This window comes from Streptomyces sp. NPDC048111 (assembly GCF_043202815.1).
GTDB lineage: Bacteria > Actinomycetota > Actinomycetes > Streptomycetales > Streptomycetaceae > Streptomyces.
This window is the reverse complement of the sequence record NZ_JBIDBD010000001.1, coordinates 587,019-608,336: the sequence shown is the minus strand read 5'-3', so window position 1 is coordinate 608,336 and position 21,318 is coordinate 587,019. Positions and strand designations below refer to the sequence as shown.

Annotated in this window: 18 protein-coding genes and 1 tRNA gene; 13 read left to right on the top strand and 6 right to left on the bottom strand. The window is 73.1% G+C overall.

The annotated features are described in order from the left end of the window. Positions 1-85: 85 nt before the first annotated feature. On the bottom strand, positions 86-292 hold the full coding sequence (locus ACGF3I_RS02760) for a hypothetical protein (RefSeq protein ID WP_393128690.1): 207 nt from the start codon (positions 290-292) through the stop codon (positions 86-88). A 1,053-nt stretch (positions 293-1,345) separates the two neighbouring features. On the opposite strand from ACGF3I_RS02760, the gene ACGF3I_RS02755 reads away from it, so the two are divergent. Together ACGF3I_RS02755 and ACGF3I_RS02750 are read left to right on the top strand one after the other, a co-directional pair. Beyond that, a complete protein-coding gene (locus ACGF3I_RS02755; protein WP_393128689.1) occupies positions 1,346-2,716 on the top strand; it encodes a serine hydrolase domain-containing protein in 1,371 nt (456 codons plus the stop codon). Positions 2,717-2,886: 170 nt separating this feature from the next. Then, on the top strand, positions 2,887-3,783 hold the full coding sequence (locus tag ACGF3I_RS02750) for a hypothetical protein (RefSeq protein ID WP_393128688.1): 897 nt from the start codon (positions 2,887-2,889) through the stop codon (positions 3,781-3,783). A gap of 57 nt (positions 3,784-3,840) precedes the next feature. On the opposite strand, the gene ACGF3I_RS02745 is transcribed toward ACGF3I_RS02750, so the two are convergent. After that, positions 3,841-5,628, bottom strand: a complete 1,788-nt coding sequence (locus tag ACGF3I_RS02745; RefSeq protein ID WP_393128687.1) for a M4 family metallopeptidase — start codon at positions 5,626-5,628, stop codon at positions 3,841-3,843. Between the two features lie 400 nt (positions 5,629-6,028). Here ACGF3I_RS02745 and ACGF3I_RS02740 point away from each other — a divergent pair, with 400 nt between their 5' ends. From ACGF3I_RS02740 to ACGF3I_RS02725, 4 genes are all read left to right on the top strand, one after another. After that, positions 6,029-9,793, top strand: coding sequence for a helix-turn-helix domain-containing protein (locus ACGF3I_RS02740; RefSeq protein ID WP_393128686.1), 3,765 nt, complete (start codon positions 6,029-6,031; stop codon positions 9,791-9,793). A 194-nt stretch (positions 9,794-9,987) separates the two neighbouring features. Next, complete coding sequence (locus ACGF3I_RS02735) at positions 9,988-10,872, top strand: C40 family peptidase (protein ID WP_393128685.1); 885 nt, start codon at positions 9,988-9,990, stop codon at positions 10,870-10,872. 48 nt (positions 10,873-10,920) lie between these two features. Beyond that, the gene (locus ACGF3I_RS02730; RefSeq protein ID WP_393128684.1) at positions 10,921-11,307 is read left to right on the top strand and encodes a hypothetical protein; all 387 of its coding nucleotides are present in this window, start codon (positions 10,921-10,923) and stop codon (positions 11,305-11,307) included. 164 nt (positions 11,308-11,471) lie between these two features. Next, a complete protein-coding gene (locus ACGF3I_RS02725) occupies positions 11,472-12,521 on the top strand; it encodes a PHP domain-containing protein (RefSeq protein ID WP_393128683.1) in 1,050 nt (349 codons plus the stop codon). A 133-nt stretch (positions 12,522-12,654) separates the two neighbouring features. On the opposite strand, the gene ACGF3I_RS02720 is transcribed toward ACGF3I_RS02725, so the two are convergent. After that, positions 12,655-12,831, bottom strand: a complete 177-nt coding sequence (locus ACGF3I_RS02720) for a hypothetical protein (RefSeq protein ID WP_393128682.1) — start codon at positions 12,829-12,831, stop codon at positions 12,655-12,657. 180 nt (positions 12,832-13,011) lie between these two features. Between ACGF3I_RS02720 and ACGF3I_RS02715 the strand changes: the two genes are divergently transcribed. Both ACGF3I_RS02715 and ACGF3I_RS02710 read left to right on the top strand, forming a co-directional pair. Beyond that, a tRNA-Met gene (locus tag ACGF3I_RS02715) sits at positions 13,012-13,085 on the top strand. A 221-nt stretch (positions 13,086-13,306) separates the two neighbouring features. Next, positions 13,307-14,008, top strand: a complete 702-nt coding sequence (locus ACGF3I_RS02710; protein ID WP_393128681.1) for a ribonuclease H — start codon at positions 13,307-13,309, stop codon at positions 14,006-14,008. A gap of 72 nt (positions 14,009-14,080) precedes the next feature. On the opposite strand, the gene ACGF3I_RS02705 is transcribed toward ACGF3I_RS02710, so the two are convergent. Next, positions 14,081-14,764 carry a hypothetical protein gene (locus ACGF3I_RS02705; RefSeq protein ID WP_393128680.1) on the bottom strand — a complete coding sequence of 228 codons (684 nt, stop codon included), beginning with the start codon at positions 14,762-14,764 and terminating at the stop codon, positions 14,081-14,083. A gap of 215 nt (positions 14,765-14,979) precedes the next feature. After that, the gene (locus tag ACGF3I_RS02700) at positions 14,980-15,348 is read right to left on the bottom strand and encodes a winged helix-turn-helix transcriptional regulator (protein WP_393128679.1); all 369 of its coding nucleotides are present in this window, start codon (positions 15,346-15,348) and stop codon (positions 14,980-14,982) included. A gap of 80 nt (positions 15,349-15,428) precedes the next feature. Between ACGF3I_RS02700 and ACGF3I_RS02695 the strand changes: the two genes are divergently transcribed. Together ACGF3I_RS02695 and ACGF3I_RS02690 are read left to right on the top strand one after the other, a co-directional pair. Next, a complete protein-coding gene (locus ACGF3I_RS02695; protein WP_393128678.1) occupies positions 15,429-16,013 on the top strand; it encodes a carboxymuconolactone decarboxylase family protein in 585 nt (194 codons plus the stop codon). Continuing rightward, positions 16,010-16,318, top strand: coding sequence for a DUF1330 domain-containing protein (locus tag ACGF3I_RS02690; RefSeq protein ID WP_393128677.1), 309 nt, complete (start codon positions 16,010-16,012; stop codon positions 16,316-16,318). Before ACGF3I_RS02695 ends, ACGF3I_RS02690 begins: the two co-directional genes overlap by 4 nt. Positions 16,319-16,343: 25 nt before the next feature. Here the strand turns inward: ACGF3I_RS02690 and ACGF3I_RS02685 are convergent, their stop codons facing one another. Continuing rightward, complete coding sequence (locus ACGF3I_RS02685) at positions 16,344-17,477, bottom strand: glutamate--cysteine ligase (RefSeq protein WP_393128676.1); 1,134 nt, start codon at positions 17,475-17,477, stop codon at positions 16,344-16,346. Between the two features lie 334 nt (positions 17,478-17,811). Between ACGF3I_RS02685 and ACGF3I_RS02680 the strand changes: the two genes are divergently transcribed. From ACGF3I_RS02680 to ACGF3I_RS02670, 3 genes are all read left to right on the top strand, one after another. Further along, on the top strand, positions 17,812-18,246 hold the full coding sequence (locus ACGF3I_RS02680) for a DUF6299 family protein (RefSeq protein ID WP_393128675.1): 435 nt from the start codon (positions 17,812-17,814) through the stop codon (positions 18,244-18,246). A 305-nt stretch (positions 18,247-18,551) separates the two neighbouring features. Beyond that, positions 18,552-19,865 carry an MFS transporter gene (locus ACGF3I_RS02675; protein ID WP_393128674.1) on the top strand — a complete coding sequence of 438 codons (1,314 nt, stop codon included), beginning with the start codon at positions 18,552-18,554 and terminating at the stop codon, positions 19,863-19,865. A gap of 82 nt (positions 19,866-19,947) precedes the next feature. Continuing rightward, positions 19,948-21,240: a non-ribosomal peptide synthetase gene (locus ACGF3I_RS02670; RefSeq protein WP_393128673.1), complete on the top strand. Its 1,293-nt coding sequence runs from the start codon at positions 19,948-19,950 to the stop codon at positions 21,238-21,240. The last annotated feature ends 78 nt before the right edge of the window (positions 21,241-21,318 follow it).

The following is a 21,318-nucleotide window of genomic DNA, read 5'->3' as shown; positions in this document are numbered from 1 at the left end:
GTGAGTTGGGGCGGGTCGAGCGGAGGGACGGGTGGCCGCCCGCCCCCTCCGCTCGACCGGGTAGGCGGTTGCGCGCGAGTCCCGGTTACGGGGTTTCGCGCAAGTACAGCGCGCCGCAGGTGTGACAGAAGGGGTGGGCGGTGTCCGTTCCCCAGGCGCCGTCGGGCTGCTCCTCGGCGTTCGCCTCCAACTCGTGTCCGCACATGGCGTGTTGCTCGTCGCCGCGGACCATGTGCCATTCCTTGAGGGTGTCGCCGTCGGGGAGTTTCTCGGCAACGATGCGGTGGCGCACGGGTGGCTCCTCTTCTTTCTCGTTCCGTGCCGGGGCGCCCGGCGCGGGTGCCGGGTGGGGGCCCGGCAGCGGATGCCGGGTGGGGCCGGCGTTTCGACACTGCCATCGCTGTTGCCCTGTCGCATGCGCAGCGGGCGTCGAAGGGGGTGCTGCGGGCGCGCTGGGGCCCGGCCCGCCGAGGCCCTGGGGGCTGCGCCCCCGGCCCCGGGGGGTTTGCCCACCCACCCGCCCGTCCGGGGGGTCGGATAGGCCCGGCTCCCTGGGGCTCCGCCCCAGGCCCCGGGGGGTTCGCCCACCCACCCGCCCGTGCAACCGGGTGGATTGGCTGAGCCCTGAGGCTGCGCCCCAGACCCCCTGAGGGGCTCCGCCCCTACACCCCCAGGGGGCTTGCCCACCCGCCCGCCCGTGACGGGGGTTGGAGGATGCCAGGCCCTGGGGCTGCGCCCCAGACCCCCTGAGGGGCTCCGCCCCTCGAACCCCGGCGGGGGCTGCGCCCCCTGCACCCCTCTCGGGGGCTGCGCCCCCGGCCCCCCCTTTCGCGCCTGAACGGCGCTCGTCCTCAAACGCCGGACGGGCTGAGGTGTCCTGGTGCGGGCCAGCACCAGTCCCGCCAGGGGCGCGAGGAACTGCGCGACCAGCCACGCACGGTGCGAGGCCGATAGCGAGTTCGGGGGCGCGGGGAACTGCGCGAGAAGCAAGCACGGTCCGCACATGACCACGGGTTGAGGGGCGCGGGGAACTCCGCAAAACTCCGGGCACCCCCAGCACCCCCAGGGGCGCGGGGAACTGCGCAAACCCGGCCGAGCCCATCGAGGAGGTTCAGCGCCCGCCGCGCCGAACCTTGCGGCCCGGCCGTAGCCGCCACACCCCCGTGCGGGACATGGCCGATAGTGGCTCGTCCCTGCGGCGCACCACGGGAGGATCTCCCCCACCGGACCCCTTGCGAGAGTGGGTGCCGATCCACTCACCAACCAGCCCCACCCCCCGGCCGGCCAACCCCAGACCCCACCCACCAACCGCACCCGCACCCGCACCCGCACCCAAAGGACTCTCATGTTCTTACCCCGCCCGGCCCGCCCGGCCCGCTCAGCCCGCTCAGCCCACCCCGCCCACCCACCCCGCCGCCGCGCACGCCTCGCCGGTGCCGCCGCCGTACTCGCCGCCTGCCTGCTGGCGACCGCCGCCCCGGCCCAGGCCGCCCCGCCCCACGCCGCACCGGCGCCGACCACCACCTCCCAGCACCCCCTGGACCGCACAGCGCTCGCCGCCTCGCTGGATGCGGTCCACGCGGCGGGGATGTACGGCGCGGGCGCTTCGGTGCGGGACGGGGGGCAGGTGTGGGTCGGCGCCACCGGTGTCGCCGACACCGGTACCGGGCGCCCCATGCGGCCCGGGATGCAGCACCGCGTGGGCAGCGTGACCAAGGCCTTCACCTCGGTCGCCGTGCTCCAGCAGGTGGCCGCGGGCCGCATCGACCTGGACGCCCCGATCGCCCGCTACCTGCCCGCCACGGTGCCCGGCGAACGCGGCCGGGCCATCACGGTACGCATGCTGCTCAATCACACCAGTGGCATCGGCGACTACGTCCTGGGTGCGTTCCCGTCCTTGCAGCAGCTGTCGACCAAGAGCCTGGACGACAACCGCTTCCGTCACTTCCGGCCCGCCGAACTCGCCCGCCTCGGCCTCCAGGCCGCACCCACCGGAAAGCCCGGCGAGAAGTGGTCGTACTCCAACACCAACTACGTCATCGCCGGAATGCTGCTCCGGAAGGTGACGGGTGAGGACGCGGAGGACTACATCACCCACCACGTCATCGAGAAGGCCCGGCTGCGCCACACCTACTTCCCGCGCTCGCCGTACATCGCCGGACCGCACCCCAGGATGTACGAGTCGTTCTACGGGCTCATCGACCCGCCGCGCGACTACAGCGTCTACGACATGTCCTGGGCCGGGACGGCGGGAGCGCTGGTGTCCACCACCTCCGACCTGGAGGACTTCTACCGCGCGCTGCTCCGCGGCCAACTCCTGCCCGCCGCACAGCTCCACGAGATGCAGACGACGGTGCCGGTGCTCGACGCGGACGGCCGGGTGGCGATGCGCTACGGCCTCGGCATCTACGCGGTCGACCTGCCCTGCGGACGGTTCTGGGGCCACGACGGCGCGGTGTTCGGAGCCGGTACGTCGGTGCTTTCCAGCCCCGACGGCGGACGGCAGGCGGCCCTCGGCTTCAACCTGATGAAGTATCAGAAGCTGCGCGACGACGGCACCTTGGAGCCGAGTCCGATCGACGCCGCGATCGGCGCGTTCACCCTCAAGGCCCTGTGCGGGACGGGGCCGCAGGACCGGGCGGGTGCCTCCGCCGCCCCGTCCACCGTCCTGCCGCGTGCCCAGGACCTCGCCCCGGCGCTGCCCCCGCGTTACTGACGCCCGAGCCTGCGGGCCCCCCGCTCGCCCCGCCTCGCCCTGGGCGCCAACCAACCCTGTATGCAAGGGAGTTGACCGTGGCCTGAATCGAACGGGCCGTGTTCCCAACCGCCGTCGCCGTCCCCATGCTCGGGCGGGGGCCGGCGACTCAGCGAGCGGGAGGGTGCACGATGACGGACGCCAAGGGAACCAGGCCGGGCGCGCGGGGCGCGGTGGACGTGCGGGCCACCGCCGCCGCGCCGGGCATGACGCCGTTCGACGAGGTCTACGACCAGCCGGATCCCCGCGCCTACTTCCAGGCGCTCGGACCCCTCGAATACCGCACCCCGGGCCACGCCCAGCCGATCTTCCGGCGCCTGACGACGGCCCTCGGCACGGGCCCCGGGGCCGCGCACCCGACCGTGCTCGACCTGTGCTGCTCGTACGGCATCAACGCGGCCCTGCTCAACCACGAGGTGACCCTGGAGGAGTTGTACGAGCGCTACACCTCGCCTGTGGCTCGTGCGATGAGTACCCGGCAACTCATGGACTGGGACCGCGAGTTCTACCTGTCGCGGCGCCGGACCGGGCAGGTGCCGGTGGTGGGGCTCGACATCGCCTCCCGCGCCGTCGCCTACGGGCGGGCCGTCGGGCTGCTCGCGGACGGGTACGCCGAGAACCTGGAGGTGGACCCGCCGAGCCCGGCGCTGCGCCGCGCGGTGCGGGACGTCCGGCTCATCACCCTGACGGGTGGCGCCGGCTTCCTGTCACCCCGCACCCTGCGGCCCCTGCTGGCCGCGGCGCACGGGCCGGTGTGGGTCGCCGCCTTCGTCCTGCGCACCACCCCGTACGACGAACTCGCCGGCTGCCTCGCCGCCTTCGGACTCGCCACCGAGCGGGCCGCGCCGACCTTCGCCCAGCGCCGTTTCACGGACGACGGCGAACGGGGCTTCGCCGTCGAGGCGGTGAGCGCCGCGGGTCTCGACCCCCGGGGCAAGGAGACGGCCGGGTACTTCCACACCGCGCTGCACCTGTCCCGTCCCACCAGCGACGTGGTGATGAGCCCGCTCGACACCCTGGTGCCGTAGCGGCCCGGACATGGCGCTGCCGCCCCACGGGACGCGGGGCGGCAGCGCTCCGTCGGATCAGCCGCGGGCGGCCGGGGTGTTGGCCGCGGTCACGTTGACGGCGGCCCAGGCCTTGTCCACCGTCTTGTACTCGGTGCTGCTCGCGCCGTACAGGTCGGCGGCGGCGCTCAGCGTGGCGGTGCGGGCGTCGTGGAAGTCGGTCGTGGAGACCATGTACCGGGTGAGCGCCCGGTAGAAGATCGCCGTCGCCTTGTCCCGGCCGATGCCGCTGACCGTCGAGCCGTCGTAGGTCGGCGAGTCGTAGGCGACGCCGTTGATGGTCTTCTTGCCGCTGCCCTCGGCCAGCAGGTAGTAGGCGTGCGAGGACACACCCGAACCGGCGTGGACCTCGGTGTCGTAGGACGCCTGCGACCAGTAGTCGACGGTGCCTTCGAGCTTGTCGAGGGACGGCTTGTCAAGGCGCCGCAGGAACTTCTGCTGCAGCCCGAGCTTCTCGCCCATCAGGTAGTTGGGCGGGTTGTTCGGGTTGTTGGTGGCGAACTCGACGTTGCTGCCGAAGATGTCGGCCAGCGACTCGTTGAGCGAGCCGGGCTCACCGAACTGGTTGTCGTCGGCGTCGACCCGGGTCGGCTGGAGGTTCGCCGTCGCGTCCACCACGCCGTGGGTGAGCTCGTGTCCGGTGACGTCCAGGACGACCAGCGGCTGGGCGAAGGTCTGGCCGTCGCCGTCGCCGTAGAGCATGCAGCCGCAGTCGGAGTCCCAGAAGGCGTTGCCGACGCCGTTGCCGAAGTGGACGAGTGCGTGGGCGCCGGCCCCGTCGTTCTTGATGCCGTTGCGGCCCAGGGTCTTCTTGTAGAAGTCCAGGGTGCTGGTGATGCCGTACTGCGCGTCGACGGCGGCGGTGGTGCGGTTGCTCGCCCGGCCGTTGCCCCAGAGGTTGTTGGTGCTGGTGAACGCCTTGCCGGCGGAGAACTGCTGCAGCTGCCGGTTGCCGGCGTCGCGGGTCTCGGTCTGGCCGCGGCTCGGGTCCTTGAGCGTGAACGCGCTCTTGGCCGTCTGTGTCGTGGTCAGCGGCACGTTGCCGACGAACAGGGACGAGCCGGTGCCGTTCGCCGCCGCCGGGAAGCCGGACGCCCTGGCCGAGGCGAACGGCGCCGCCGCGGCGGTCCCGAGCGCCGGGCTGACCTTCTGTCCGCTCTTGCGGAGCTTTTCCTGCACGGTGGGGGAGATGAAGGAGTCACCGGTCGGCGTGTTGCTGAGGACGGCGCCGCTCGCCGCGTCGACGACCACGGTGCGGGCGCCGGACTCGGCGGTGGCGCTGGCGCTCACCTGGATCTGGTAGGCGAGCGCGGTGTGGCCGGCGCGGGCGTCCACGACGAGCCGGGCGGCTCCCGCGGTGCCCTTGGCGGCGGTGGCTGCCTTCGCCTGGGCCTGTGCGGCCGTGACCTTGGCGCTGGTCGTCGGCACGGCGACCTGGGTGCGCAGGGCGCGGGTCACTCCGGTGTAGGCGGATCTCTTGTCGAGGTGGACGACGAGGTCGCCGCCGAGGACCGGGAGTCCGCGGTGCGAACGGACGAAGCGGACGTGCTGCTTGCCGTCCGGGTCGACCAGGACGTCGGTGGCCTGAAGCGTGTCGTCCTTGCCGACGCCCGTGGCGGATGCGTGGGCGACGGCGGCGGTGCGGGCCGCGTCGATGACCGGCTGGAATCCGGTGCTCGCGGCGGGGGCGGTGGCCCCCTGGGCGGCGGGTGCGGCGAAGGCCGTGGCCCCGCCTCCCGCGCTGATGGTGACGGCCGTGGTGACGGCCAGGGCTATCGCCAGGCTGCGTATGTGGGGTGTACGCACGGTGGGGGGTTCCTTAGGTGCGGGGATGGTCGGCTCAACAACCACCCGTACACACGGTGCTGTTGTGCACCGTGGGGACCATGTGGTCCCGGCCGGAACCCTGCTATGCCTGGCGTGAACATGTAAAGAGGGAAGATCGGGTTTGTGTCCCCGCGGAACGCAGATTTAACAATCGGTGACCTTTGAGGTGGCCAAAAGGCGTCCGAACCACCCCTGTACCGGCCCAGATGCGCATCGGTGCGAAAAGGTTGCCCCGCCGCGGCACCTTCTCGACGGGAACGCATCGGCCGCGTGCCGGGCGGCTGAACGAACCGGTCCCGTCCGTCTGTTGCCGACCGGAACCGGACGAAGTTCGTCCTTTTCAGGCGTACGCCGCGTCCGCCACGGAAAGGTAGGCACCGTGCCAACGGACGACGAAACGGCCGACGGGTTCGCAGCCGAGCTGCGCCGTCTGCGAGCCCTGCGCAAGGTGTCCCTGACCGGACTCGCCCGCTCGATCCACTACAGCAAGGGATACCTCAGCAAGATCGAGAACGGCAGCAAGCCGCCGACCCCCGACGTCGCCCGCCGGTGCGACGAGGCGCTGGAGGCGGGCGGCGCCCTGGTGCGTCTGCTGGACCGGCCGGCGCCCGTCCCCGCCGCCCGCACCGCGCAGGGCGGCCCCGCCGAAAGCACCCCGTGCCCCTACCGGGGTCTTGCCGCCTACGGCCCGCAGGACGCCGAGTGGTTCTACGGACGCGAGAGCGCGACGGCCGAACTGACCGGCCGGCTCGCCGAACGCATGGGCCGGGGCCCCCTCGCCGTGGTCGCCCCCTCCGGCGCGGGCAAGTCCTCGCTCCTGCAGGCCGGTCTGCTGCCCGCGCTGCGCCGGGGCGCCCTGCCCCAGGCCGGTTCCGACCGGTGGCCCGTCGTGGTGTGCACACCGACCGCCCACCCGCTCAAGGAACTCCTGCGCTGCGCCGCCGACACGCTCGGCGCGGCGGCCGCGGAGATCACCCCCGAGGCGCTCGCCGAGCGGCCCGGCCTCCTTCTGGACGCCGCGGCGGGGCGCGACGGCGACGGCGGACTCGTCCTGGTGGTCGACCAGTTCGAGGAGGTCTTCACCCTCTGCGACAGCGACCGCGAACGCCGCGACCTCGTCACCGTCCTGCACGCCCTGGCCACGGCGTGCGCCGCCGACGGCACGACCGCGCGCGCCGCCGTCGTGGTGGGCCTGCGCGCCGACTTCTGCGGACGCTGCCTCGACCACCCGCATCTCGTGGAGGTCTTCACCCACGGTCTGTTCGCGCTCGGCCCGATGTCCACCACCCAACTGCGCCAGGCCGTCACGGGGCCGGCCGAAAGGGCGGGCCTGAGTCTCGAACCCGGCCTGGTGGAACTGCTGTTGAGGGACCTCGGCACCGACACGGCGGCCTCCGCGGGCTCCCTCCCGCTGCTCGCCCACGCCCTGCTCGTCACCTGGCAGCAGCGCACCAGCCGCACCCTGACGGTGGCCGGGTACGAGACGACCGGCGGGATCCACGGCGCCGTCGCCCGCACCGCCGAATCCGTGTACGCCCGGCTCGACACCGCCGAACAGCGGGCCGCGCACCAACTCCTCGTACGGCTCGTACAAGTGGTGGACGACACCACGCAGACCCGCAGGCCCGTCGAACGGGAGCTGCTCGTACGGCAGTTGACGGAGCCCGAGGCCGGCGCCCGCGCGCTCGACGCCTTCGTGCGGGCCCGTCTGGTCACCGCGGGCCGCGATGCGGTGGGGATCACCCATGAGGCGCTGCTGCACGCCTGGCCCCGGCTGCGCGGCTGGATCGACGCCGACCGGGCCGGACTCGTCCTGCGCCAGGAGGTCTTCGACGCCGCGACCCAGTGGGTCCGCGCGGGCCGCGACCCGAGCCTGCTCTACCGCGGAAGCCGGCTCGCCGCCGTCCGCGAACGCACCCGGCACATCCAGGATCGCGAGCAACTGGGGCCGCAGGAAAGGGAGTTCATTGCCGCGTGCGCGGCCGAGGAGGGGCGCGGGGTGCGGGTGGCCCGGCGCCAGCTGCGCATCCGACGCGGTCTGCTCGTCACCCTCGCCGGGCTCCTCGCGCTCGCGGTGACGGCCGGCGCCCTCGCGCTCCAGCAGAGCCGGCGGGCCTTGGAACAGAGCCGCACCGCCCAGTCGCAGGCGCTCGCGGTGCGGTCGGGGGCGCTCGCCGCCGGGCAGCCGGAGGCCTCCATGCTGCTGGCCGCGGACGCCTACCGCACCGATCACACCCCGCAGGCACGCGGGGCCCTGCTCAGCACCCAGGCCCAGTACTTCGACGGCCGGCTGCGCGGACACACGGGGCCCGTCAACGCGGTGGCCTTCAGCCCGGACGGCAAGACCCTGGCCTCGGCCGGCTCGGACGCCACCGTGCGGCTCTGGGACACCGCGAGCCACCGGGGCACCGCCACACTCACCGGCCACACCGGGGCGGTGACCTCCCTCGCCTACTCCGCCGACGGCCGCCGCCTCGCGACCGCGGGCGCGGACGGCACCGTGCGGCTCTGGGACACCGCCACCCACCGCATGACCGCGACCCTGCCCGGGCACCAAGGACCGGTCCGCTCCGTGGCGTTCAGCCCGGACGGCCGCACCCTGGTGTCCGGCGGCGCCGACCGCACCGTCCGCCTGTGGAACGTGCCCGACGCCACCGCGCGCACGGTGCTGCCCGGCCACCAGGACGCGGTGATGGCGGTCGCCTTCGCCCCCGACGGGCACACCGTGGCCTCCGCGTCCGCCGATCGCACCGTGCGGGTGTGGGACGTGACGGGGGAGCGGCCCCCGATGGTCCTGACCGGGCACAGCGACCAGGTGCTCGGAGTGGCGTTCGGCCCCGACGGCCACACCCTCGCGTCCGGCGGCGCCGACCGCACCGTGCGCCTGTGGAACCTGCCCGACGGCAGCGTGCGCGGCATCCTCACCGGGCACAGCGACGACGTCAACGCCGTCGCCTTCACCCGGGCCGGCGACACCGTCATCAGTGCGAGCGGCGACGGCACCGTCAAACTGTGGGACGCGGTCAACCACCGTGTCGTCGCCACCCTGTCCGGGCACACCGACTACGTCCTCGCCGTGGCCGCAGGGCCCGACGAACGGCTGGCCACCGGCGGGTTCGACCAGTCGGTGGTCCTGTGGGACCCGGGCCGCTCCGCGCTCACCGCCCGGCCGTTCACCGAGGCGTGGCAGTCCGCCTACGCACCGGACGGCTCCCTGCTCGCCTCGGCGCAGGCGGACCGCACGGTGCGGCTGTGGGACCTTCCCCGCCACCGGCTGCGAGCCACCCTGACCGGCCACGACGGCTCGGTGTTCGCGGTCGCCTTCTCGCCCGACGGCCGTCTCATCGCCTCGGCCGGCGCCGACCGCACCGTCAGGCTCTGGAGCACGGCGACGGGACGTCTGGAGGCGACCCTGAGCGGCCACGAGGGTTCGGTGTTCGCGGTCGCCTTCTCACCCGACGGACGCCTGCTCGCCTCCGCATCGGCCGACCGCACCGCCACCCTCTGGGACGTCGCGACCCGGCGCCCGTACGCCCGCCTGCGCGGCCACGACGACTTCGTCAACACCGTGGCCTTCAGCCCCGACGGCCGCACCCTGGCCACCGGCAGCGACGACCTGACGGTCCGTCTGTGGACCGTGCGCGACCCCGGCCACACCGCGCGCACGGTCCTGCGGGGCCACACCGGCTCGGTGCGCTCGGTGGCCTTCGCGCCCGACGGCCGCACCCTGGCCAGCGGGGGCAACGACGGGACCGTACGCCTGTGGGACACGGCGCACCCGACTGTGGCGCGCACCCTCGCGGGTCACAGCGGGTCGGTGCGCGCGGTCGCCTTCAGCCCCGACGGCCGCACCCTAGCGAGCAGCGGGAGCGACCAGAGCGTGCGCCTGTGGAACCCGGCGACCGCCGACCAGATCGCCGCCCTCAGCGGTCACACCGGAGCCGTCTGGGGCGTCACCTTCGACCCCCGGCTGCCCGGCACGCTGGCGAGCAGCAGCAACGACGGCACCGTCCGGCTCTGGAACACCGACGTGCCGCGCCAGCAGGCCGAGGTGTGCCGCCTCCTCGGCGACACGGGCCCGGGCCGATGGAACCGCCTGCTGCCCGACCTGCCCTACCGGCCGCTGTGCCCCGCTCCCCGCTGACCTGCGAAGTCCCGGTGTTTCCCAGGTGTTTCCCGTTTCCCGACGGCACAGGAGACGCCCGGGTCCTCGACAACACCCCACCGCACGCCACAGTCTCGAACCCACCGCGGCACCAGGTCCCGCTCCCGGCGGAGCGAGGCGCCGCCCGCCGGGCAGCGGCCCGGCGCACGTACCACGAAACGGGGAACACACACATGCACCACACCCTTGCCCGAGCGCCGCGCACCGTCGTCGCCGCGGGCATCATGGCGGCCTGCGCCATCGTGCCGACCGCACAACTGTCCGCCGCCGCCCCCCAGTTGACGGCCAGCGTCACCCGCACCGTCGCGGCCGGCGGCTGCGACGTACTCGCCCCCGGCGCCTCGGCCACCGCGGAGGCGGCGGTCCGGGCCGCCTGTTCGCAGCTCGGCGTCTGGTACAGCTGGGGCGGCGGCCACGGCCCGCAACCCGGAGCCACCTACGGCCAGGTGGACCCCACCGACCCCGCGAGCAACCACGACCCCGAGCGGCGCGGCTTCGACTGCTCGGGCCTGGTCCGCTACGCCTACGCCCAGGCCACCGGACAGGACATCCTGGCCGGCACCGCCAACAGCCAGTACCACTCCTCCCGCGTCACCGCCCGCTTCGGCGCGGGGCAGGGCACCGGACCGCTGCTGCCCGGCGACCTGCTGGCCTGGGGCGGCGCCAACTCCATCCACCACATCGCCGTCTACCTCGGCGCGGGCAAGATGGTCGAGGCCCGTCAGTCCGGCACCCATGTGATGGTGAGCGACGTACGGCTCGGCGGCGACTACAACGGCGCCGTACGCATCGGCGGGAGCCCGGCGCCGAACGGCACCTTCTCCACCTGGGGCACCGACGTGTGGACCCACACCGAGCCCTCGACGACCAGCGCCCGGGTGAACAAGTTCGCCGGGCCCACCCGCGTGAAGGTCGGCTGCCAGAAGCACGCGCAGGTCGTCGAGGCCGAGGGCTACCGCAACGACGCCTGGTCCTACCTGCCCGACTACCAGGCATGGATCACCAACATCTACATCCAGGGACCGGCCTGGCTCGACGGCGTCCCCACCTGCCCCTGAGGCCATCCGGACCACCCCTCCCCACGACCACCTCACGAGGAGTTCGTCATGAACGCACGCAAGAAGATCGCCCTGTTCCTGTCCGCCACCGCACTCACCGCGGGCCTCACCGCGACCGGCCTGCCCGCCGCCGTCGCCGCGCCCGCCCAGGCGGCCAAGCCCGCCGCCGAGTGCGGAGTCCGCTCGGACGGCAGGCTGTACTGCGGCAACGCCGTGGGTGCGAAGGGCTACGCCGACCGCTCCTACCGCTCGGCCACGCGCGGCACGCTGACCACCGGGTTCAACTGGTTCGTGTGCTGGGGCCACGGCGACCCGCACCAGGGCGGCAACGACATCTGGTACTGGACGCAGCTCGACAACGGCGCCTGGGGCAACGTCCCGGCCGTCAGCGTCAAGACCGGCCAGGACCCGGCTCCCGGCCTGCGCGAGTGCTGATCACGGCACCGCGCTGAGACACCGGGCCGCCCGTCGATCCCCCGACGGGCGGCCCGGCCATGTGGTGAGCACCCACCCCTCGCGTCGCGCGGGACTGCGAGCGGGACGGGCCTGGGGGAAGCTGGGAGGGCGGAACCCGGCGTACGCACGAGCAGGAGGTGTCCATGGATCCGGTAGCGGCCCTGAGGCGCATCGCGTTCCTGCTCGAACGCGGCCGGGGCGCCACCTACCGCGTCCAGGCGTTCCGCACCGCGGCCGCGGTGGTCAAGGAGATGCCCCCGGACGAGCTCGCGGCCCGTGCCGCGGTGGACGGCCGCCTCGAAGCGGTCAAGGGCATCGGCCCGAAGACCGCCCAGGTGGTGCGCGAGGCCCTGGACGACCAGGTGCCGGGCTATCTGCAACGTCTCGAATCGGAGCTGGAGGCCGCGGCCCCGCTCGCGGTGGGCGGCGAAGCGCTGCGCGCGGCGATCCGGGGCGACTGCCATCTGCACTCCGACTGGTCGGACGGGGGCAGCACCATCGACGACATGGGCAGCACCGCGGCCGAACTGGGCCACGAGTGGGCCGTACTCACCGACCACTCGCCCCGGCTCACCGTCGCCCGCGGCCTGAGCGCCGAGCGGCTGCGCGAGCAACTCGACGTGGTGGCCCGGCTCAACGAACGCTGGGCCCCGTTCAGGCTGCTCACCGGCATCGAGTGCGACATCCTCGACGACGGATCCCTCGACCAGGACGAGGAACTGCTCGACCGGCTCGACGTGGTGGTCGTCTCGGTGCACTCCAAGCTGCGCATGGACGCCGCCGCGATGACCCGGCGCATGGTGGCCGCCGTCAGCAACCCACTGGCGGACGTCCTCGGCCACTGCACGGGGCGCCTGGTCACCGGGCGCGGCCGGCCCGAGTCGGTGTTCGACGCGGACGCCGTCTTCGCGGCGTGCGCCGAGTCCGGCACCGCGGTGGAGATCAACAGCCGTCCCGAACGGCTCGATCCGCCGCGCCGGCTCCTGACCCGGGCGGTCGAAGCGGGTGTCCTGTTCGCCATCGACACCGACGCCCATGCCCCCGGCCAGCTGGACTGGCAGATCTACGGCTGCTCGCGGGCCGAGGAGTGCGGCGTGCCACCGGAGCGCGTCATCACGACCTGGCCGGCCGAGGACCTGCTGGCCTGGACACGCAGCCGCGAGGTGCCGACGGGTGCGGAGGGAGCGGGCTGAGCCGGGCGCTTGGCCGGCAGCGCCGCCGGGGCGTACATACACCGGGGCCGGGACGCGCACCCCGTGACGGGTGGGCGCCCCGGCCCTCGGCCGTGCCGGACGGCGCCGCGTCAGCGGCGGACCGCGCCGTGCGTCAGAAGCGGTCGGTCCCGGCGTCGCGCATCGCCTGCTCGGTACGCTCCTGCTCCTGCCGACGCATGTCGGACTCGTCGGAACGCCCGGACATCGGCTCACTGGCCTCCGCGGCCCGCGTCTTCGCCTGCTCGGCAGCCTGCTGCGCCTTGTTCCGGAACTTTTCGGCCTTGCCCATGGAGACTCACTCCTGAAAGTGGGGGGATGGAACTCCTTCACGGTGACACGCACACTCACCGCTCGCGCGTCGAACGATCACACAGCGTGAGGGTGTGGGTGGTGGTGTGCGCCCCCATGGGTCCGCCGGGGCGGGCGTGGTCAAAGCCGCGCTTCCTGTGCCGTAGGGTGGAGTCATCGACGCGGGGTGGAGCAGCTCGGTAGCTCGCTGGGCTCATAACCCAGAGGTCGCAGGTTCAAATCCTGTCCCCGCTACGGAATTTCGGCCCCCCGGCACCCAGTGCCGGGGGGCCGAAGTGTGTGCCGAACCCACTGAGGCGAGCGGGCCGCCCGTCCGCATCCGGTAGGCGGAGCCGGCGGCAAGGCAACCGATGTGCCCCTCCTCGCATCTTCACCGGCGGCAGAGGATCGACTCGTGGGCGTACGGGGCCCGGAGGGGATTTTTGATGAGCGGGCGGCGATGGGATGATGGCGCGATGTCTGATCGTGTTGTTGTTGCCGCCTGTGACGGCGCGTCCAAGGGCAATCCGGGTCCCGCGGGATGGGGCTGGGTCATCGCCGGGCCCGACGGGCGGCCCGAGCGCTGGGGGGCGGGGCCGCTCGGCACCGCGACCAACAATGTCGGCGAGCTCACCGCCCTGGAGCGCCTCCTGGAAGCCGTCGACCCCGGGACGCGCATGCAGGTGCGGATGGACTCCCAGTACGCCATGAAGGCGGTCACCCAGTGGCTCCCGGGCTGGAAGCGCAACGGCTGGAAGACCTCGGCGGGCAAGCCGGTCGCCAACCGTGAACTCGTCGAGCGCATCGATGAGTTGCTCACCGGACGGGACGTGGAGTTCGTCCATGTGCCCGCGCACCAGGTGGACGGCGACCCGCTGAACGCGATCGCCGACCAGGCCGCGAGCGACGCGGCCACCACCCAGCGGGCCGCCGGCACCGCCCTGGGCGACCAGGAGTTGCCGGTGCCGGCACCGGCTCGCGCCACCGCGACGCGTGCCAGGCCCGCCACCGCGCGCAAGGCGTCGTCCGCCACCAAGCCGGCGTCCTCGGGCACGCCGCGGACCATCAAGGCGAAGTTCCCCGGACGCTGCCCCTGTGGCCGGCCCTATGCCGCGGGCACACCCATCATGAAGCGCGACGGAGGCTGGGGACACCCGGACTGCACCCCGGTGGCCTGAGGCAGGGGCCCCGGTGTCACCGCCGGGCCAGGTGGCTCGGAGCGGGCCGGTCCGTCCGGCGCCGCGACGGGCTCAGCCGGTGGTGACAGGAGCCGCCGAGGGCTCCCCCTTCTTGCTGTCGCCGGACGCGGACTCCTTCTTCTTGGTGTCGCCGGACGCGGGTGCCTTGGCCGCGGCGGTGTCGGTGCCCTCGGGGGCCGTGTAGAAGACGGATCGGTTCTGCCGGGTGCGCTGCGCCTGCCCCTTGGCGACGAGGTTCTCCAGGGTGTTGCGCACCACGGTGCCCGCGATGCTGCGCTGCGGGTGGGCCTCGGTGAGGGCCGTCGTGATCTCGGCGGCCGAGCGCGGTTCACCGCTCGCCGCGAGGTGGGCCGCCACGAGGTCGCGCAGGGTGGGGGCGTTGCCCGACGTCTTGGCCCTGGTCTTCGCGGCCGGCTGCGCCTGCTTCTTCGGGGCGCGGGCCGCGGACTTGGCCGCCGTACGCGCCTGGGGGACCCGCGGGGCCGCGGCCTCGGCGGCCTTCTTGGCGGCCGTCGTCCGGCCCCTGCCCTTGGCGGGTGCGGAGGCCTCGGCCCGGGGAGTGCCGATCGCCTGCTGCATGGAGGCCAGCAGGGCGTGGTTGTTCTCCAGGACGCTCAACTGGTCCTGGAGCGCGCTGATCTGGTTCGCGATCTGTTCGCGTTCGGCGACGTTGCCGTCCAGGTCGCTCTGGATCTGGGCGGCGTACTGTGACTGAAGTGTGGTGCTGTCCGGCACGAGTTGTTCCTCCGGGGCGTGTGCGTATGTGATTGCTGCCGGATGTTACGCGCCTCCACAGTGCGTGGGCACCCACTTGACGGTAGATGAGACCGCTGAGGGTGAGAGAGTTACCTGTTGACGTCCCGGTGTGCACGCCGAGTGATGTCCCGCCCTGAGCCTGTGGGTGGTTGGTGGTTGGCGGCCCGGTCGCAGTGCTCGACTCGATGGGTGGGCTACTCGTCGTGGCGCGCGGGCCCCTGTGCCGCACTCCCGTCCGCTTCCTCCGCCCACTGCCTGCTCCACGCGAACAGCGGCTGGAGGGCGTCGATGAGATCCTCACCGAGCCGGCTGAGGTGATATCTGTCCTCGCGCAGGACGAGCAGACGGGTGTCGATCAGTTCACCGAGCCGGGTGCTGAGCACACTGGAGGACATGTGCTCGCACCGGCGCTGCAACTCCCGGAAACCGCCCGGAGATTGACCCAGTTCCCACAGGATGCGCAGCGTCCAGCGTCGTCCCAGCAGATCGAACGCGGCCATGACCGGGCGCCCCGATGTGGACCCCCGAACCGGTACGCCGGGCCGTGGTGTGCCGCCTGCCATGTTCCCCTCTTCTCCTTGCGCTTCGCTTCCCGAAGCAGCATAGTGATGCGAAAAGCGAAGCACTGGCAACGGGAGCGCAGATGTCGCGATTGGCCTTGCTGGAACCGCCGTACGCCGACCGGACCGGCGCGCTGCTCGCGCGCATGATGCCCGGGGACGAGCCACCGATCGGGCTGTTCCGTATGTTCGCCAGGAACCTTCCGATGGCCGGCGCCCTTCATGAATGGGGACGCTACGAGCTGGGCCGACAGCTCACCCTGACCATGCGGGAACGCGAGATCGTCATCGACCGGACCTGTGCGCTGTGCGGCTGCGAGTACGAGTGGGGCGTGCACATGATGGTGTTCGCCGAACGGGTCGGACTCACCCGCGATCAGGCGGCATCCCTGGTGCACGGCGGCCCCGCCGACACGTGCTGGACGTCCGAGCGGGAACGGCTGCTCATCCTCGCCGTCGACGCGCTGCACGAGCGTTCCGACATCGACGACGCGCTGTGGGCACGGCTGGCGTCGGTCTTCGACGAGCTCCAGCTGCTCGATCTGCTGCTGCTGTGCGGGTGGTACCACGCCGTCAGCTTCGCCGCGCGGGCCACGCGCATACCGCACGAACCCGGCGCACCCCGCTTCGCCGACCTGCTCCCCGACGCGACCGGGACCTGCGAGTGAGGGCCGCGCGAAAAGGCTACTGGGTCAGCGTCTACCGCGTCATTGCCGACCCCGAGAGGCTGGCGGCCTACGACGAACTGGCCGGTCCGGCCGTGCGGGCCGGGGGCGGGCGGCTCGTGTCCCGTGGGAGCCGGGTCGTCGCCCATGAGGCCGGAAACACCGAGCGCGTCATTCTCATCGAGTTCGACAGCTTCGAAGAGGCCGTCGCGGCGTACGAGAGCGAGGCGTACCAGAAGGCGCTGGTGGTCCTCTCCGACTGTGTCGAGCGCGACTTCCGCATCGTCGAAGGCATCGGCACCGACTGACCGACGGGCCATGTCCCCGCACCCGTCACTCCGGTGTCGCACACCGCAGTTCGCGCTCGCCCAGGGTGCGTCGCACACATGCGGCGACCACATGGGTGAGGCTCCCGGTGCGGGCGAACAGGGCGCGCTGGACGAGGGCGCCGTTGCCGTGGGCGAGGAGTTCGGCGGTCGTCTTGGTGGCCCAGGGCAGGTCCCCGCTGTCGTCGAGTGCCTCGTGTGTGTGGTCGAGCAGGGCCCGCACGACCGTCGCCGCGGGGGCCGGCCGCATGGTGCGCGGGTGCAGCAGGTCGCCGTCGAGCCCCGAGCGCGCGGCCCGCCACGCGGCGAGGCGCAACAGCTGCACCCCGTGCCCCGTGGGTGGCTCGCCCCGGCGCCAGTCCCGCGCCGCCGTCTCCACCAGGGCCCGCCCCAGACAGGCCACGAGCAGGGTGGTGGTGGCGTCGAGGCACACATCGGCGACGCGGATCTCCACGGTGGGGTAGCGGTGCGAGAGCCGGGCGTCGAAGTAGATCATGCCCCGGTCGTGCACCACCCCGCTGGTCACCATGTCGTCGACCTGCGCGTGGTAGCGCGCGGCCGAACCGAACACACCGGTGGGTCCGGACATCGGCCACCGCCCCCACACCCGGCTGCGATAACTGCTGTAGAGGGTGTCGTTCCCCTGCCAGTAGGGCGAGTTGCCGCTGAGCGCGGTCAGTACGGGCAGCCACGGCTGGATCCGGTCCACGACCGCGACACCTTCCTCGTCCGATGCGACCGACACATGCACATGGCAACCGCAGGTGAGCTGTTCCTGGGTGGTGAGTCCGAACTGTTCCTCCATCCACTGGTAGCGGCGGCTCACGTTCACGGCCGGGCGCACGGGCAGGGGAGAGGTGGCGAGCGCGGCGACGGCCGCCCCCTCCTCGGCCGCGTGCCGGGCCGCCTCCCGGCGCCAGCGCACGATCTCCGTGCCGAGTTCGTCCATGTCCGTCTGTGGCCGGGTGCCGAACTCCAGCTGCTGGCGCTGGAGTTCACGTGCGAAGGTCTGGTGCGGCGCCCCGCCTCCGGCGGCGGCGCACCGGGCGAGACGGGCCAGTACTTCCGAGGACAGGGCGCAGGGGCGCCCGGAGTCCGGGTCGACCAGGAGCAGTTCCTCTTCCACGCCTACCGTGCGCAAAATGACGCTCCCATCCTGTCCGGGCGCCCGAGGGCGACGCGGGAAACGGCCGGGGGCACCAGCATGCCCGGCCCGCGCCGCCCATGAGGCCCGGTGAGGGGACCCTCTTTCGGTCACACCTCGCGGGGCCGCGCACCCGGCGCCCCGTCCGCCGCCCCGGCGCCGCCACGCCCCTCGCGCACCAGGTGCGGGGCCCGCCGGACACGCCGCCGCCCGGGGGGGAATCCCCGCCGGGCGGGCGCGCCCACGGTATTCCTTGGGCACGAGCGCCGGCGGGGGAGACCGTACCGGCCTCGCGCCCCACTCCCCATCGGATGTAAGGAGAGAACTGCCGATGCGCGTACGTCTTGTCGCCGCCGGGGCCGTTGCCGCCGCCGGAGCACTGCTCGGGATGGCCGCAGGCCCGGCCTGTGCCGCCTCAGGTTCGGTGTCGGCCGATCCGGCCGGGACGGTGTCCCGGGACGGCACCATCACCGTGAGCGGCACCTACCGCTGTTCCGGTGCGTCCGGACGCGGGCCCGTCGTGGTGTCGAGCTCGGTGGGCTCCGCCACCGTCCGCCAGGGGCTGCAGGGCATCGCCGCCCAGTGCGACGGCGCCCAGCACACCTGGGTCAACCACGGGAAGCTCGCCTACGGCGGACCGATGACACCCGGCCCCACCGATGTGCAGGCCTCCCTGGTGCGGCTCGACATGAGCAGCGGTCTGCCCCTGCCCTCCGTGATCGCCATGGACCGGCGCCAGGTGGACCTGCGTCCCGCCGCGGACTGACGCCGCCCGGCTCCCCCGCCGCCCCGACGGCCGAGCGGGGCCCGAGGTTGTATCCGTTCGTGTGGGGACAGTGAGTTTCGGACATACCCGCATTCTTGGGGTCCGAGGGTTCACTGTCCCCTGAAACGTCTCGGCCCACGGGGTGGAAGTCCTCTGTCCACTGGGGTCAACACCTGCAATTCATACGGTGGTTGCCCGGATCTGGCCGTTGATTCTCTTGATCCACTGTCAGAATGGCACAAGAAACGACCGAAAGTGTCCTGTTTGCTTTGACTCCTGATCGGTCTGCGGTGAAGGTCTCGTGCATGTCCCCTTCGTCCCAGGCCACTTCCGGTGGTCTGCTCCGTATGCGCGAATTCCGCCTGCTGCTCTCCGGAGCCGCGGCCGCGCAGGCAGGCGCCCAAGTCACGCTCGTGGCCCTGCCCTTGGTGGCGGTGCTCGAACTCGAGGCACCCGCCTTCCAAGTGGGACTGCTCACCGCGGCCGAAACCGCCGCCTTCCTGCTCATCGGGCTGCCGGCCGGGGCGTGGGTCGACCGGATGCGCAAACTGCCGCTCCTGATCCGCGCCGATGTCGTGCGCTCCCTCGCCATGGCCAGCGTTCCGCTCGCCGCGGTGGCCGGTGTCCTCAGCATGATCCAGCTGTATGTCGTCGCCCTGGTCGTCGGCATCGCCACCGTCTTCTTCGACGTGGCCCACCAGAGCTATCTGCCCCAACTCCTGCCCCGCGAGCAGCTGGTGGCGGGCAACGGGGCCCTGGAGACGGTGCGCTCGTCCGCCCAGGTGGCGGGCCCCGGTCTCGGTGGCGGCCTCGTCCAGCTCGTCGGCGCCCATCTGGCCATCGTGGCCGACGCCATCGGATACGCCGTCTCCGCGCTGTTCCTCATGGCCATCCGCCGCCCCGAACCCGCTCCCGAACCGGTACCGGGAGCGTCCTTGCGCAAGGAGGTGGGGGAGGGGCTGCGCTTCGTCCTCGGTCATCCCCTGCTGCGCGTCATCGCCGGCACCACGGGGCTCGGCAACTTCTTCACCGCCATGCTCATGGCCACCCAGACCGTCTTCCTGGTCCGGGTGCTCGACCTGCCGCCCGCCGCGGTCGGCGCGATGCTCTCGGCCTCGGCCGTCGGCGGACTCGCCGGCGCCCTCTGCGCGGGCCGGCTCGCCCGGCGCTTCGGCCAGGCCCGCGTCATCTGGCTCTCCTCGCTGGCCACCGGCCCCTTCGCCCTGCTGTGGCCGCTGTCCGGCGCGGGCGCCGCCGCCGCTCTCTTCGCCCTCGCCTCGGCGGTCGTCTTCTTCGGCGCCGTGGTCTACAACGTCGCCCAGGTGAGCTTCCGTCAAACACTCTGCCCGCCACGCCTGTTGGGCCGGATGAACGCCACCCTGCGCTTCCTCATGTGGGGCACCCTGCCCCTCGGCGCGCTCGTCGGCGGGGCCGTGGCCGACGCGTCCGGGGCGCGCACCGCGCTGTGGATCTGCGCCGTCGGCTTCCTCGTCGTCCCCCTGCCGCTGCTGCTCTCGCCGCTGCGCCGCATGCGCGACCTCCCCGAAAGCGCCCCCGCCGGGGGCGACGCGCCGCGGGACACCGCGCCGGGCCACGACGACAACGTCCCCATCGCCTGACCCGCCCCCCAACTCCCCCCGTCGCACCGCCTGTTCACGCCCGCCCCCCCACGCCGAGATGTCCGACCCGAGAGAGGACCACGTGCTCCCCAGCATCACGGGCCAGTATCTTGCCCGCTACCAGCGCCTCGGCGCGGGTGACCCGGCAGCCGCGCCGCTGCCGGTCACCGGGGCCCAGCGGCGCTTCCTGCTCGTACGTTCCCTGGGCCCCGCCGGCCGCGCCGACATCGTCCCGATGTTCTTCGCGTTCCCGCGCGGCACCGTCGACCCGATACGCCTGCGGGGCGCCGCCAACCACCTGGCGGCCCGCCATCCCGTGCTGCGGTCCCGGCCGGCCGTCGTCCGCGCCACCCCGGTCCTCGTGCCCGGGCCGGCCGACGTCCCCCTGGAACACGTGCGGCGCGCACCCGGCGAGAGCGGCGAGGACGCCCTGCGGCGCACCCTCGCCGACTGGGCGGCCCAGGGCCCGCCGCTGCGGATGTTCCTCACCGAGGACGGCGCGCCGGACGGCGAGGAACTGCTCGCCGTCGTCCTCGACCACACCGCCTGCGACGGCCAGTCCCTCGCCCGCATCGTCGAGGAACTCGGCGCCGCCTACCGCGACCGCCTGACCCCCGGCGACCTCGCGCCCGCCGAGGCGGCCGCCGAACTCACCGCCTACCGCGAGGCGGTGCTGCGCCAGCTCGACGCCGAGGACCGCGCCGCCTCGCCCGCGGCGCTCGCGTACTGGGCAGAGCGGCTGCGCGGCGTGCAGGACCAGGCGCCGCCGCCCGGCCACCGTACGTTGAGCACCGAACTCCCCAGCGGGGCGGTCGAGTTGAAACTGCCCTCACCCGCCGGAGGCGTGCCCTTCCCGGCGCTGCTCGACGCCTGCCGGGCCGCGGCCGCCGCCCTCCACGGCGACGGCGCGCTCTCGCCCGTCGGCTATCCGTGGGGCGGCCGCCCGGCCGGCGCCGATGGCGTCCTCGGCTGCTTCCTCAACACCGTGGTCTTCCCCGCCGACACCCGGTGCCGTCCGGCCCCCGAGGTCACGGCCACCGACTGGTGGGACGACCTGGACCGGGCCGACACCCCGTTCGACGAAGTGGTGCGGGCCGCCCGCGCGGGCGGCGCCGGCTGGTCGGGCCGGCTCGACGGCCTGCTCACCGTGGACGACTCCCGCAACCGCACCCCGCTGCGGCTCGGCCCGGCCGCCGGGCGCGAAGTGCACATCGGGGGACGCCAGGTCCGCGCCCCCTTCGCCGTCTCCGCCACGCAGGGCGACGAACTCCACCTGCGCATGGTGTGGGACCGCACGGTCCTCGACGACGACACCGCCGAGGGCGCCTTCGCGGCCCTGTGCGGCGCACTGCCCGTCGAGGCCCCGGCCCACTGACCCGCCCGCGCCGCGCCGGGACGTACCGCGCGAGCACACCCCCTGAACCCCGACGTGGGCCGGGCCGCGCGATCCGCG

Coding starts and splice junctions, on each gene's coding strand:
- ACGF3I_RS02755 (WP_393128689.1), top strand. CDS start 1,346: ATGTTCTTACCCCGCCCGGCCCGCCCGGCCCGCTCAGCCCGCTCAGCC.
- ACGF3I_RS02750 (WP_393128688.1), top strand. CDS start 2,887: ATGACGGACGCCAAGGGAACCAGGCCGGGCGCGCGGGGCGCGGTGGAC.
- ACGF3I_RS02735 (WP_393128685.1), top strand. CDS start 9,988: ATGCACCACACCCTTGCCCGAGCGCCGCGCACCGTCGTCGCCGCGGGC.
- ACGF3I_RS02730 (WP_393128684.1), top strand. CDS start 10,921: ATGAACGCACGCAAGAAGATCGCCCTGTTCCTGTCCGCCACCGCACTC.
- ACGF3I_RS02725 (WP_393128683.1), top strand. CDS start 11,472: ATGGATCCGGTAGCGGCCCTGAGGCGCATCGCGTTCCTGCTCGAACGC.
- ACGF3I_RS02720 (WP_393128682.1), bottom strand. CDS start 12,831: ATGGGCAAGGCCGAAAAGTTCCGGAACAAGGCGCAGCAGGCTGCCGAG.
- ACGF3I_RS02710 (WP_393128681.1), top strand. CDS start 13,307: ATGTCTGATCGTGTTGTTGTTGCCGCCTGTGACGGCGCGTCCAAGGGC.
- ACGF3I_RS02700 (WP_393128679.1), bottom strand. CDS start 15,348: ATGGCAGGCGGCACACCACGGCCCGGCGTACCGGTTCGGGGGTCCACA.
- ACGF3I_RS02695 (WP_393128678.1), top strand. CDS start 15,429: ATGTCGCGATTGGCCTTGCTGGAACCGCCGTACGCCGACCGGACCGGC.
- ACGF3I_RS02680 (WP_393128675.1), top strand. CDS start 17,812: ATGCGCGTACGTCTTGTCGCCGCCGGGGCCGTTGCCGCCGCCGGAGCA.
- ACGF3I_RS02675 (WP_393128674.1), top strand. CDS start 18,552: ATGTCCCCTTCGTCCCAGGCCACTTCCGGTGGTCTGCTCCGTATGCGC.